Below are 14194 nucleotides of genomic sequence, written 5' to 3'. Positions count from 1 at the left end.
AAAAACGCTTCAATTGAAGCGTTTTATTGAGACTAAGATTTATCAGTAATTTATTTTTTAATGAATTTTTTAGAAAATTGCTCCCCTTTGGTTTCAATAGAAAGGATATACACTCCTGGAAGAAGATTCCTTACATCTATTTTATCACCATTAAGTTTAGCGTTTATGATTCTTCCCGCCGCATTAAAAATTTCAGCTTTAGTAATCTGTGACTTTGATTGTATAGTAATAAAATCAGTTGCAGGATTAGGATAAACTGAAATATCATTTTCTTTCGCAACAGCCTCTTTTGTCGCTAATACTGTCGTATTTTTAGCGGTTAACATATAGTTATCAAAAGAAGTGATGTGAGCCACTGTATTTCCTGAACCAACTACTGAAACAAAATCCATTTCATACGGATCTATGCCTGCAGCAAGCGGTATATAATTTGAAGCAGGGCTATAAACAACACCTCCAGGTCCTGTCCATGTAACCGCTCCTGTGGTTTTATTAAATGTGCACTTTAATGTGATCCATGTATTTGCAGGATAAGTATAGGTGTTTGGCTCCAAATAAAAAAGAATATTTCCCATTGCCCCACTATTAGTATTGTGATAGTTTGCTATACCAACAACTCTTTGTGTAGCAAATTCATATCCAGCTCCAAGCAGCGTTTTATGGGTTGTCTCATCATAAACTAAAACAGTTGCTCTACCCACGCCACCTGTCACACTTCCAGTGTATAAATTAAATTCCAGTTCAAGGATATTATTTCCTGGTGTTCTTGCAGCCCACGCAGCAGGTAGTCCATCTTTCCACATATACTTTGTTCCTGTTGCGGTCGAACTTCCCGTAAGCTGCAAAGATTTGTCATGAGAAGCATCGATATTTACAATTTGTGCATCTGAATTTTGACCTCCTGCAAAATCTGTACGAAACCCACCTTGCCCCAAAGTAGTCGGGGTCACGGTTGTACCGACATTTCCTATATTATAGGAATTAAAATTATCTTCTTGTAAAGATTGGGCATTTAATGTCTGTAATAAAACAAATAAAAATGCATTAATTAGTAAAATTTTTTTCATAAGATTTTTTTTAATTTGATATTATTATTGAAACTATTTATAATTAGCTTCTATTGATAAGACAACAAAAGTTAAAAAAGGTTGCCTGTGAATAAAAAAATAAACAAAATGTCTCCTATCAATGAATTTAAAAAACATAATCATTTATTAAGATGCATTTTTGACAAGTTATTTGTTTAATTTTCTGAAATCTTTAATTCTATGATTAGCAAAATTGATCGTTACAAAGCTATTTTGGTATTAAGAGATTACCAATACTTAAAAACAAGTAATTATTTATACCTGATATTAGGTATTTTTAGTATTACAAGTTTTAAGTAGATTACAAATTAGTCTTATAATAAAAGTATTATTTACATCAAAATCTATAAAACTGTAAACATTCACACTTGTCTAATTGAATGTATATACAAAAAAAAGCGCTCCAATTGGAGCGCTGTATGTTTATGTAAATTAAGATTTACCTGTAATTATTCTTTAATAATTTTTTGAATATATACTTTTCCATCATTAGCTTTAACTTTTAAAATATAGTTTCCTTTTGGATAGCTTGATACATTCACTTCGTTCACATTTTTGTTATTTCCGATAGAAGTAACTACTCTACCATTCATATCAAAAATATCTATTCCTTCAGATTTCAAATTGTTTCCAAATTTAAATTTCAGGACATCTTTAACTGGATTTGGATAAACCTGTAGATCTTTAGAATTAATTACCTCTGTAACTCCTAAAGTATTTTGTCCTGTAACTGTAATAACCCATCTTGCTGAACCAAAAGCCGCCAAAGCACCTGTTCCGGTTGCAATAGGTGTATCAATACCACAAGCCTCTGAAGACAAATATGAAGGTGCTGTTTGCGCACTTGCATTAGTTCCTAAATAAAAAGACTGTGGTGGGGTAGTACCACTACCATCATGAAATAGTTCTACTATAAATGTACCTCCTGCAGGAACAATTTGCGAAAGACCAGTTCCAGTGTTTACCATTCCTAACACGTTAGCTGGTGTTACATTAACCGTTGTTGTTCCAAGAAAAGTAGGAGTTCCTGTTGGAAATGTACCAACTAAAGTATAAAGATTGACCTCCACAGGAAGAGTTGTACTAGCAGTTTGAACTCCAAACGCTACATTAGTAATATTATAGTTATAGTTAATCCCATAATCGGATAATTTAAAAACTCTATAATATGAATTATCTGAAGTAAAGCCTCCAGCTTGATTTCCGCAGGCAACAGAACCAGTTGATACTACTGTATTCTGTGTTGCGTTTTGTGATATTACTTGTGCAAAGGTTGTACCTGCAAATATTACAACCGCTAAAGATGTAAAGATTTTTCTCATGATATTATTTTTTAGTTATTTTTGTAAAGATATTTTTTTTTCTTGATTAAAAAAAATTTTAATTTAAAAAATATATAATCAAAAATAATCAGTCATATAAACAATAAACAACACAATACACTATTAAGTGAAAAATAAGTATTTTTATATTATTTTTTATAATTAATAAAATAAACCATTAAGTATTTTTTATTTAAAATATAACCATCAAAAAAGAGAATGCCCATTACAGGCATTCTCTTTTTTGATTTTAAGCTTAGTGGTTAATTACTTTAACAATAATTATCTTTCACAAATAGCTTTTATTTTGAATAGTTTTCGAAGAATAATGGAATACTTTCAATTCCTTTATAGAAATTGAATAAGCCATAATGTTCATTGGGAGAATGGATAGCATCGGAATCCAGACCAAAGCCCATTAAAACAGATTTCGCACCTAATACTTTTTCAAACATAGAGGTGATAGGAATACTTCCGCCTCCTCTGTAAGGTAATACTTCTTTTCCAAATGCTGTTTCCATTGCTTGTTTTGCAGCTGCAAATTCTTTGGTATCAGTTGGCAAAACATAAGGCATCCCTCCATGATGTGGAGTAACTTTCACTCTAACAGTATCAGGAGCAATTTTCTCGAAATATTTTGTAAATTTTTCTGTAATCTCTTCCGGAGTTTGATAAGGAACCAAACGCATTGAAATCTTTGCAAAAGCTTTTGAAGGAATAACTGTTTTTGCTCCTTCTCCTGTGTAACCTCCCCAAATCCCATTACAGTCTAAAGTAGGACGGATAGAAGTTCTCTCCAAGGTTGTATATCCTTTTTCTCCTTCTACATTGCCAAGACCAATTGCTTTTTTAAACTCTTCTGGATTATCTTTCAATTTATTCATTTCAGCTCTTTCTTCATCTGAAACTACATCCACATTATCGTAAAAACCATCAATCGTAATATGTCCATCTTCATCGATCAATTTTGCAATCATCCTTGAAAGAACATGAATAGGGTTTGGAACAGCTCCTCCATAAAGGCCAGAATGTAAATCTCTGTTCGGCCCTTCCACTTCTACTTCTACATAACTTAAACCTCTTAAACCTGTAGTAACAGTAGGTTGTTCGTTGCTATAAATATGGGTGTCAGAAATTAAAATGCAATCGCAAGCTAATTTCTCTTTGTTTTCATTTACAAAATCTCCCAAGCTTACAGATCCAACTTCTTCTTCTCCTTCTAAAATAAACTTAACATTACAAGGAAGAGAATTGGTTTTCATCATTGCTTCAAAAGCTTTCAGGTGCATGAAAAATTGACCTTTATCATCTGCAGAACCTCTTGCAAAAATTGCCCCATCAGGATGAAGTTCAGTTTTTTCAATATAAGGTTCGAAAGGTGGTTTTTTCCACAGTTCTAATGGATCAGCAGGTTGAACATCATAATGTCCATAAACCAATACCGTTGGCAGGCTTTTATCTAAAATTTTCTCACCAAAAACAATAGGATAGCCTTTTGTCTGGCATACTTCAACATTATCAGCGCCAGCATTCTTAAGATGTGTTGCACATACCTCTGCACATTTCAATACGTCACCTTTGTAAGCAGGATCTGCAGAAATAGAAGGAATTCTCAATAACTCAAATAACTCATCTACGAAACGCTGTTTGTTTTCGTTGATGTAATTTAATGTCTCTTGCATTGTAAAAATTTGTTTTGTTAAAATTAAAGAAAATGGGTCGCAGGAGCAAGCAAAAACAGAGAATTTTCCCTGGAATCTATATTTATCGGAAATTTAGAAATTATCAACGTTTTAAAACAAAAAATGCCTTACAGTTTTGCAAGACATTTTTATATTTTCTACTAATAATTAGTGTTCAGCTTTAGCTTTCTCAGCTTCTACAGGCTTTGCAGTGGTAGCGCTATCTTTTTTTGGAGCCTCAGCATCCTGTTTTTCAGTAACACCAGCTTCTTTGTGCTCTGCAGCAGCTTCATGCCCCTTACCATGAGCTTCTCCACCTCCTTGCGCATCATCAGAATATCTTTCTGCTCCTTCTTCCAGTTTTAAGGTATTCTTATTCCCTCCAGCTTGTATTTTCTTACAGCTTACTGCTACACTTGCAATGGCTAAACATATAATTAATTTTCTCATGCTTAAATTTTAGATTGCCCAAAATTAAGAAATCTTGCCTCTTTTGGCAACATTTTTATATTGATTTTAAAATAATTTTTCCTTTTTTGGATTGGGTAAAAATAAGATATTGCTCACCACCATCCTTTAAACCATATTTCTTCTTAATTTCATCTGGCTTCAGAGGATAGTTCTTAGAAATAATATTAAATTGCTCTTTCTTTTTAATCTTCTTACTATCAATAACTTCCATCTCTAAAACTCTCCCAGGAAAATTACTGATCATTTTATCGGAAGTGTAAATATGGGTATTGGGATGAAGTTTCTCCAAATTAAATTTTTCTGAAATTAAATTAAAGATTCCACATTTTAATATTGAATTATTGGGTAAATAAATAAATCTTTCAGGCTCAGTATATTCAGAGTGAGCATTTTCTTCTTCACCAAATTGAAATGTAAAAGGTGATTCATTAACCTCCAGGTTCACACAATGGCAAATAATATTTCCTGAATTTTTATTTGACAAAGATATAACAACCTCCTTTACATCATTTCTGACAGCAATAATATCAATTCTTGAAATGTGCTTTACTACAGATATCAGATACTTCAAATCAATTAATGGTGATAGTTTTATAATAACTTCATTTGAGATAGATAGTAAATGATCCTGAATTTCTAAAATATCGGGAGACAAGTCTTCTAAAAGAAAAACTTTATTCTTGTTGCTATCCCTTCTTGCGGGATCTAAATATATAACATCAAAAAAATCTTTATTTTCACTTAAAAAATCTTCCAGATTTGTGTTGATGAATTTTGCTTTTTTTCCTAAAACAGTCCAATTATGTTCAACAATCTTTAAGAGCTCTGTATTCTGTTCTATTAAGGTAACATCTTTAAAATTTTGGGATAGGTAATAAGCATCTATTCCAAAGCCACTTGTAAGATCAATAAACTTATTCCCATGTAAAGATTCTGATTTATAAAGGGCTGTTTTTTCTGAAGATGCTTGCTCTAAATTAAGCTGTGGTGGAAAAACAATTTCATTGTGCAGTAAAAAGGGGAATTTTTTCAAGGCCACTTGTTTTCCTTTTATTTGCTGAACAATTTCCTGAATCGTCACTTCAGGAAATGGAGATTTTTTCAATAATAAAGAATGCAAATCTGAATTTGTATTTGCATTAATGAATTCTTGAACCTTTTGGTCTAGTATTTTGTTTCCCACAGATTTCACAAATATCACAGATTAAAAAACCATTAATCAATAGTTCCATTTATTTTTCTAATTATACTTTTAGCAATAAAGTCTGTATTAAAATTAATTAATATGCCCAACTTAAAACCAGTTAATTTAAAATAAGTTAATAATTGTTTGTGATGCACTTTTCATTTTCATTCATTTGTGTAGTTTTATTTGAAGTAATTTACAAATCAGTGTGATTTGTGAAATCTGTGGGAACAAAAATTTACTCCAATAAATATTTATCTTTTGTAAAAGATATAATCCGTTAATAATGGCTCAACCCCACTTTGCTTTAATAAAGAGTTGATCTGACCTCTATGATAAGTTGAATGATTAATAGCATGAAAAAGCATCTCAAACACACTATTTTCAAATTTGGTGCCTCTTGAATTTTGATAACCTATTCTGTTATCTAAATTAAAATTTTGAACAATCTGAATACTTTTTAAAAAATTCTGATGGTTGATTTCTTCCAGATCTTCAAGTGGATTTATCTGCCAAACCCCAAACGGTTGTTCTCCCAATATTCTTGCATTCCAGATTTGTTGAGCGTCAAGCGTATGGGTTTATCAATGCAATGGTTTTTTCATCAATTTTCGAGATTTCTTCTTTAATAAGTTTTATAATTTCTCGATTATAATGATGAGTATATTCAAATAAATCAATTAACTTTTCATTCATTACTCAAACATTTCTGCCCAACGGACCGGTTTTATTTCTTTCTCGTTGTAAAGCTCTTTAATTGACCTTTTAACTTCTAGTTTTGGATAAAGATTCACTCCGATCAGCTTTATTTTACCTTCTTCAACCCATTTTTGTTCTTCAATGGCTTGATCATAGATCTTCTTCTGTACAATTCCTTGTTTAATTAATTCCAAATACCCTCCTGCATCTTCTATTTCCAGGAATAAGTCCCATGATTTATCTGCAATCTGTTGAGTTAGATCCTCAACATAATAACTACCATTAGAAGCGTCTTCAAATACATTAATTATACTTTCATAAGCTAATACAATCTGCTGCTTGAAAGAGATCTCTTGTGAGTTTTCAGAGCTTTTTTCAATCTTATAATCGTTACTATAAACAGCATCAGCCCCACCTATCATAGCAGCTGCAAGCTCTAATGTGGAACGGATAAGGTTATTTTCACTATCTGAAAACGCTTTATTTCTTAGAGAAGTTTCTGCAAAAATATATGGAATCAGATCTAAATTATATTCTTTTGAAAGTTGATTAAAAATCAATTTGAAAGCTCTTATTTTGGCCATTTCAAAGAAGTAATTGCTTCCAACTGCTATCCTGAAAATTAGTTTGTTTAAAATTTCAGTTCCAAAGACTTCAACAAGTTCTTTAGATTTTGCCAGACCAATACCTAACTGCTGAAAGATCGCAGCTCCTGAATTTTGATGAAGAGAAATATCTACGCAAATATTCCTTCTAAAGTCTTTAGCAAGTAATTCTTTGACAAGTTGTTCATTAATTATCCCTTCTTTTTCATCGAACACATCGATTAATGAGAAATACTGATCTTCATCTTTTGGACTGATATGTTCGGCAAGGTCTTTATTATTAACAAAAATTGTTTTTTGCTCAAGGTTTTCTACATTCTGATCCAAAAGGAAAGCAAAAACGTCATCTTCTAAACTTTCATGGTAATTAGATACTAAATGTGTACTTTCTTCAACTTTTGGCAGATTTACTAAAGGTTTTTGTACTGCACTATAAAAAGGCTTTACAACAATTCCTTCTAAATTTTCTTTTTTCAGAATGGTATAAATATCTTCTGTTTTAAGTTGCTTTTTTACTAAATTTTCCCAGTCGGGAAATGTATTTATATTTGACATTTAGTTGAAAGTTATGAGTTAAGAGAATAATTTATGAATCCTATTTTTTAGGAATATTTGTACTGTCTACCACCAGAATAAAGATCTCTTCATCTGGTTTTTTCATAAAATAATTTTCTCTTGCGTATTTTTCTTTTTCAGATTTATTGTTCATCAGTTTTTTATAAAACGTATCGTTCTTTTCATACTCGGTTTTATAATACTGTAATTGTTCCTGGTATTTATTAATCTCACCATTAAGTTCATTAATTACCAAGAACGAAGTTTTATCAAAAAAAACCATCCAAACCAAAAATAAACAGATAGTGATAAAATACCTGTTTACAATGTATTTTTGAAGAAGCTTTAATACTTCTGATTTTGGTTGTATGTCTTTAATTAATTTATTTGCCATTTTAGTGTTTTCTCAACGAGTTTTTTATAACAGTAGTTAAAAAATCAATCGCTACGGAATTTTGTTTCATATTAGGGATAATAAGATCGGCTTCATTTTTTGAAGGCTCGATAAATTCCTGATGCATTGGTTTCAAAGTGGTTTGATAGCGATGTAAAACTTCACTTAAATCTCTTCCTCTTTCCTGAGTATCTCTTCTAATCCTCCTAATTAGTCTTTCATCTGAATCTGCATGAACAAAAACTTTCAAATCAAATTCTTTCAATAACTCCTTATTAGTAAGTACCAAAATTCCCTCCACAACCAAAACATTTTTAGGTTCTACAGTAACATGATCTCCGGTTCTGGAATGAGTAACAAAGCTATAAATCGGCTGTTCAATAGGCTCATTATTTTTTAAAGCTTTTACATGTTTTAACATCAGTTCAAAATCTATTGACTTCGGGTGGTCATAATTTAAAGCTTCCCTTTCAGTCAGTGTAAGATTATGGTTATCATGATAATAATTATCCTGAGAAAGGATGTTCATTCCTTCGATATCAAGCTGTTGGAGTATTTTATCAACAACTGTAGTTTTGCCGGATCCTGTTCCTCCTGCAATTCCTATTACAAGCATTCTTTTTGAGTTTCTATATAGTTGGGTACAAATATACTATTTTAGTTGAATGCAAGTAAAGTAATGCCTCTGTAATTCTTGAATAAAAAAAAGCCGGCATTAAAATGCCGGCTTTCATTAGAGTTTTATTTTTTGATAAATTTAGTAGATAAATTTATGCCTTTCATATTCAATAAGTAGTCACCTGTTTGAAGATTAGAAACATCAACTTGATTTTTACCGTTTCCAATGGTGGTTTCTAAAACTTTTCGGCCCTCCATGTTGTAGATCTCCACTTTTTCTTCTTTAGTTATTTTCAAAGAAATGTTCAATACATCATGTACCGGATTGGGATAAACAGCAATAATTTCTTTTTTAGAAACATCATCAACACTCAGCTGACAGCTGTAAGCTGGTAAAACATATCCTGCAGCAGTAAATTCCTGTGTCATAATAGCAATATCCCCACAAGTGAATCCAAATTGCCCAAGCATATCAATCGCCGCCTGTCTCACTGCAATTGCTGCCTGTTGCTGATTAGTGCTCGATCCTGTCATAGATATTCCCTCCAAAAATGCCCGGTCAGTTTTCGCTCTTCCTATTTGATCATAAATCCTCATAAGAGCAGAAGCCCATATTTGTCCTCTGATGTGAATAGCTCCACTCCCTGGATATAAAGCTGTATAGTTTGTAATTCTTCCTGCCCAGCATTCATTATGTCCATCCCAGCTGAACATCCAATTATATTGTGGAGCAGACGAAGGCCATTGATTAAGGCTTCTGCTATACGACTGAGCCCAATAGTCTCCACATCCCTCGCTCAATCCCTGAACCTGAGACAAATTTCCATTCGTTAACCAATCATGTACTCCATGACCTAACTCATGTAAAATAACATCGGCATCTTCAGCATCATCTACACAGCCTTCGCCAAAAACCAATCTGCCATTACTGTAATAAGAATTATCATCACCATCCACTCCGTGTGGGTCATACCACAATATCCCTTCGTTAGTTAATGGTTTACATACGATATTCAAGGTTTCATTAATGTATCTTAAGCTATTATCTATATGCCAGTAAGCGTTTACCGCCTCAAAACCCTGTTCATTTCTGTTAAACAGGAATTGATTTGTTGCTTGAGTAAACAGCCCTGTTGCCGGTGTTTCTAATTCTTTAATTTCTGCATAAGAACCTTTTAATTTATACACTCCCCCAGCAAAATCTACTTCGGGAATGGTAACCAGAGTTCTTGCAGCATCCAAACTAGCATTAGTTGCATCATCATTATCTATATACTGTCCCCCATAAGTAACCTGCATTTTAGAGAGAGGATCAGGATTGAAAATATAACCCGAGCCGGGTACAAAAGCTTTTTTTGTATTTATTTCTTTATTTGTGCTTTTTTTTCTGGGCTTTTTGATTTCATTTTTATCATGATGATAAAGTGCAATATCCTCTACACTGATTATGTTACCATTTTGTGCATCTACTATTGTTTCCCAGCTTCCGGGATTATCATGAGAATTTGTAAGTACTCTGTAGACAAGTTTTGTTTCACCACTTTTTGTGGCATAAACAAACAGTTTAGTTTCTTCAAAAGTAACTTTCCCTTTTGTTTTTGAAACAGTATGGGCTTTTTGAAGCGCTTCAGAGGCTTTAAGCGAAGGAACTGTATTTACTTCTTCAATATTCTTTTTTAAATTTTCAGTGGAGGTATAAGTGATTTTACCTTCCTTATTGAAGTGTACCAGGATCTCAGATTGAAAAACAGGTACATCTTTCACATATTGTTGAAAGCGCAATGTTTCTCCAGAGGTTCCTTTTTTCACAAAGTTTAGTGTCAGTTGACTACTTTGAATTCCTAGATTCCTAGAATTTTCACTAATCCATTTTTTCGCAGGTGCTTCAAAAGAAGATTCTTGGGCTAATAGGCTGGAAGATGCCAGTACACACCCAAGGAGTAAAGAATTAATTTTTAATCTCATATAATATTTTTTAAGTTGTTTTACTAAAATAGCAAAGATTATTGAGATAAGACCTTCTATTTTAAAATATCTTAATAAAATATTAAATAATTGTAAATAGATCAAAAAAAGCCCCGACATCATGTCAGGGCTATATTATACTATTTCACTTGTTAATTCTCTTGAAATTAATTTTTCGTGCATCGGCTTCAAAACTTCCATTGAGCCTGTTTTTACTGTACATTTACCTTTATAATGTATTAATATGGTACATTGTTCAGCTTGCTCTAAGGTATGTTTGCAGATTTCCACCAAACTATCAATTACATAATCAAAAGTATGAATGTCATCATTGTGTAAAATTAATTTGTAAACATCATCCGTTTCTTCCAACACAAGAACTTCTTCTTCATACTGACGTTTTGGATTTTCGTAATCCCTTATTCCGTTATAAAAAATCATTTTAGAATTATTTAAACTTCTCCTAATCTATCTGCGATATCATTTAAAATATTTGGTCCTTCATAAACCAATTCAACAAGCTCAACGCTCTTATTATTCATTTTTAAGATCTTAAAATGATAATTCTCAAGGTCAAATTCCTGATTTTCAACTGGAATATCTTCCAAAGCATGAAGGATAAAACCTGCTAATGTATTGTATTCACTTTCTTCTGAAGGCGCTAATTTCTTAGGTAAAAATTCATTAATTTCTTCTAAAGGCTGCGTAGCCTGTACCCAATAAATATTGTCTCCAATTTTATCCACCACTTTATCTTCATCATCCTCTTCATCCTGAATCTCACCCACTAATTCTTCAAGTATATCTTCTAGTGTGATAATACCTTCGGTACCACCAAATTCGTCAATCACAATAGCTAAATGTTGCTTTTTCTGTTGGAAGATCTTTAGTAGATCAGAGATCTTTTTACTTCCAACCACAAAGAATGCATCTCGCATCAAGATTTTTAAATCATCATGATTCAGTTCTCCCTTTCTCTTAACAAATTCCCGGATAATCTCTTTTGTATAAAGAATACCTATTACATTATCAATAGAGTCTATATATACAGGAATTCTGGAATAACCACTATCCATAATTTTGTTAATAATATCACTGATATCTTCTTCAAAATCAATTGATGTAATATTTTGCCTCGGAACCATGATTTGTTTCGCAGAATGATCTGTAAAATCAAACGCATTTTTAATGATCTCATAGTTCTCCTCTTCAATTTCTCCACTATCTGCACTTTGTTTTACCAAAAGCTGAAGCTCTTCAGTGGAGTGAATCTCCTGTTCTGAAGCAGGGTGAATTTTCATTAATCTTAAAACCCCATTAGACATGGAATTCATTAACCAAATAAAAGGTTTAAAGATGGTATAGAAAACCCTTAAAGGAACAGCAGTTGCCATTGTCGTAGCCTCTGATTTCCTTATAGCAATTGACTTTGGAATAAGCTCTCCAAAAACAATATGCATAATCGTAATGATAACAAAACTGATTATTAACGATATTGAAGTAACAGAAGCTGGGCTCAATTCAAAATTAATTGATATAAAAAGATTTTCGATAACATGATGCAATGCGCTTTCTCCCACCCAACCAAGGGCAAGTGAAGCCAATGTAATTCCTAATTGTGTTGCAGATAAATATTCATCAAGATGTTTTATGATGTGCTCTGCCTGTTTAGCCATAGAATCACCTTCTGCAGCTTTTATCTGAATTTGCGAGTAACGAACTTTAACAATTGAAAATTCTGCGGCTACGAAAAAGCCATTAAGTAATACAAGAAACAAGGCTAACAAAAGCCTGACTATGTCCGAGTCCATTTAGAAAATTATATAAAATTAATTTTTACAAAGATATATAAAATAAAAGTAACAAAAAAAGCATCAATATACTCGATGCTTTAATATTCTGTTAAAAATATTTCTTACGAATTTTCAGATCTCTGCTTCAGAAATACTACTTAGATATTTTTACAAAAAAAAGTAAAAGTAAAATATCCTTCTAAATTTCATATAGATACTTACGAGCTTTAAAAATAACTTAAGCTATTTATTCTGGAAATTATTGTCTAATTATTTTCCCAAGCCTTACGTACTTCAGCTTCTATATCATTTTCTACTACAACTTCTTTGTCAAAAACTAAAGATGCCCGTGTTTTCTTGTTATAAAGAGGCCAATTATTTATCTCACTTTTGTTTGGATTGCCCGTGTGAGCAAAGTTGAGCCAAGCTTGTTGCATTGTCTGCGAAAGATTTTGTATTTCCTTTTCATCCGAACCTTTCAGCGTTTCTACCACATCGTCTGATTGAAGATTACCAAATGCAAACGGAATTTCTAATGAATGAAAACTATAAAGTCCTGATGTTCTTAAATAATCGCTTGCCCACCTAAAACGGTACATAAAAACAGGATTGCTATCCAACATTGCTGTTGCAATAGTAACAGCAGGCATCCAAATGCTTGCATCACCTCCCATTTTAATGGGTCTTAAATCTGCCGGGATTTCTCTATAAGCTTCTTTAATTTCAGAAGCTGTATTGGGATAATTTTGCTCCAAATAAATATTTATCAGTGTATCATTAACCGGCATAATTTTAGGCACAGGCAACAAAGCAAACATAGTCCCTTCATCTTCATTTGAGCCAACTATTAAAGGTACCTGACTTCCCAAACCTTCCACGACAGACTGCTCTGGACGAAGAGGTAGCATATCATCACCAACTATGGGTTGAAATACGATATTACCCGGAACAAGTTCTGTCATTTCTTCTATGAGTTGTGTAGATGCTTTTAATAAAGTATCAACTGGTATATGAATCAGTTTAGTAAGCTCTGATGGACCGAGTCCTAAGATTTTTAAAAAACGGATTGTCCATTGGGTAGCCGTTTTGGTATCTGTGTAAATACAAGATGAACAAGGACTCTGGGCAATGGCCTTATGAAATAACCCTTTTGACAAAGGTGATCCTAGCTGATTAACAACACTCGCTCCCCCTGCTGATTCGCCAAAAATGGTAATATTTTCAGGATCCCCACCAAAAGCAGCAATATTTTCTTTTACCCACTCAAGTGCTGCTAACTGATCCCGTAAACCATTATTAGAGTCAAAGAGATCATTATCTACTAAATCTTTAGTGTACAAAAAGCCAAATGGACCTAATCTATAATTAATGGTTACTACAACTACATTTCCTGTTTTCGCAAAACTAGCGCCATTATAAGCTGGTGTAGAACCTGAGCCTGTTACAAAAGCTCCCCCGTGTATCCAAAAAAGTACGGGCCGTTTGCTATCATCAGCGGCAGGCGACCAAATGTTAAGGAAAAGACAATCTTCACTGGTCTGCTCTTTGAGTGCTTCGGGGCTAATTTGTGGTGCAATTGCACTAAATGCAGTTGTATCTTTTATTCCGCTCCAACTTTGCGGTGGTTTTGGAGCCTTAAATCTTAATTGATTAATAGGCGCTTGGGCGTAAGGTATTCCTTTCCATACAGCAATACCATTTTCTACTGCACCATGTACTTTACCATACTGAGTAGAAACTAATGTAGGGATATTCATATTTGTGTTTTATATCGTCGCGAATATATACATAATACAAATAACAAAAAAAAGCATCG

14 protein-coding genes are annotated in these 14194 nt (G+C 32.8%); all 14 read right to left on the bottom strand.

Going from position 1 to position 14194, the window contains the following annotated elements:
• Positions 1–50 precede the first annotated feature (50 nt).
• The 14 genes from J7E44_RS00570 to J7E44_RS00505 all read right to left on the bottom strand — a co-directional run bounded on the left by J7E44_RS00570 (position 51) and on the right by J7E44_RS00505 (position 14135).
• Positions 51–1067 (bottom strand): T9SS type A sorting domain-containing protein, encoded by a 1017-nt coding sequence (locus J7E44_RS00570; RefSeq protein ID WP_214824361.1) that lies wholly within the window; start codon positions 1065–1067, stop codon positions 51–53.
• Between the two features lie 470 nt (positions 1068–1537).
• Positions 1538–2410 (bottom strand): T9SS type A sorting domain-containing protein, encoded by an 873-nt coding sequence (locus J7E44_RS00565; protein WP_214824359.1) that lies wholly within the window; start codon positions 2408–2410, stop codon positions 1538–1540.
• A gap of 302 nt (positions 2411–2712) precedes the next feature.
• Positions 2713–4092, bottom strand: coding sequence for a dipeptidase (locus tag J7E44_RS00560; RefSeq protein ID WP_214824356.1), 1380 nt, complete (start codon positions 4090–4092; stop codon positions 2713–2715).
• A gap of 168 nt (positions 4093–4260) precedes the next feature.
• Positions 4261–4542, bottom strand: coding sequence for a hypothetical protein (locus J7E44_RS00555; RefSeq protein ID WP_214824353.1), 282 nt, complete (start codon positions 4540–4542; stop codon positions 4261–4263).
• Between the two features lie 55 nt (positions 4543–4597).
• Positions 4598–5746: a class I SAM-dependent methyltransferase gene (locus J7E44_RS00550; protein ID WP_353050420.1), complete on the bottom strand. Its 1149-nt coding sequence runs from the start codon at positions 5744–5746 to the stop codon at positions 4598–4600.
• A 32-nt stretch (positions 5747–5778) separates the two neighbouring features.
• On the bottom strand, positions 5779–5904 hold the full coding sequence (locus J7E44_RS23870) for a GxxExxY protein (RefSeq protein WP_261512406.1): 126 nt from the start codon (positions 5902–5904) through the stop codon (positions 5779–5781).
• A gap of 99 nt (positions 5905–6003) precedes the next feature.
• Positions 6004–6288, bottom strand: coding sequence for a DinB family protein (locus tag J7E44_RS23865; RefSeq protein ID WP_251040437.1), 285 nt, complete (start codon positions 6286–6288; stop codon positions 6004–6006).
• A gap of 156 nt (positions 6289–6444) precedes the next feature.
• Positions 6445–7608: a methylmalonyl-CoA mutase family protein gene (locus J7E44_RS00535; protein ID WP_214824348.1), complete on the bottom strand. Its 1164-nt coding sequence runs from the start codon at positions 7606–7608 to the stop codon at positions 6445–6447.
• Between the two features lie 40 nt (positions 7609–7648).
• A complete protein-coding gene (locus tag J7E44_RS00530) occupies positions 7649–8002 on the bottom strand; it encodes an FtsB family cell division protein (protein WP_214824346.1) in 354 nt (117 codons plus the stop codon).
• 1 nt (position 8003) lies between these two features.
• Positions 8004–8618 (bottom strand): uridine kinase, encoded by a 615-nt coding sequence (gene udk / locus J7E44_RS00525; protein ID WP_072406162.1) that lies wholly within the window; start codon positions 8616–8618, stop codon positions 8004–8006.
• Positions 8619–8743: 125 nt separating this feature from the next.
• Positions 8744–10585: a T9SS type A sorting domain-containing protein gene (locus J7E44_RS00520; protein WP_214824344.1), complete on the bottom strand. Its 1842-nt coding sequence runs from the start codon at positions 10583–10585 to the stop codon at positions 8744–8746.
• Positions 10586–10720: 135 nt separating this feature from the next.
• The gene (locus tag J7E44_RS00515) at positions 10721–11026 is read right to left on the bottom strand and encodes an ATP-dependent Clp protease adaptor ClpS (RefSeq protein ID WP_214824335.1); all 306 of its coding nucleotides are present in this window, start codon (positions 11024–11026) and stop codon (positions 10721–10723) included.
• Between the two features lie 11 nt (positions 11027–11037).
• Positions 11038–12396, bottom strand: a complete 1359-nt coding sequence (locus J7E44_RS00510) for a hemolysin family protein (RefSeq protein WP_214824333.1) — start codon at positions 12394–12396, stop codon at positions 11038–11040.
• 248 nt (positions 12397–12644) lie between these two features.
• On the bottom strand, positions 12645–14135 hold the full coding sequence (locus J7E44_RS00505; RefSeq protein WP_214824330.1) for a carboxylesterase/lipase family protein: 1491 nt from the start codon (positions 14133–14135) through the stop codon (positions 12645–12647).
• Between the last annotated feature and the right edge of the window lie 59 nt (positions 14136–14194).

The sequence above is a fragment of the Chryseobacterium sp. ISL-6 genome (assembly GCF_018613715.1).
Lineage (GTDB): Bacteria > Bacteroidota > Bacteroidia > Flavobacteriales > Weeksellaceae > Chryseobacterium > Chryseobacterium paludis.
The sequence above is the reverse complement of the archived record's forward strand: the minus strand, read 5'-3'. Positions and strand labels throughout refer to the sequence as shown.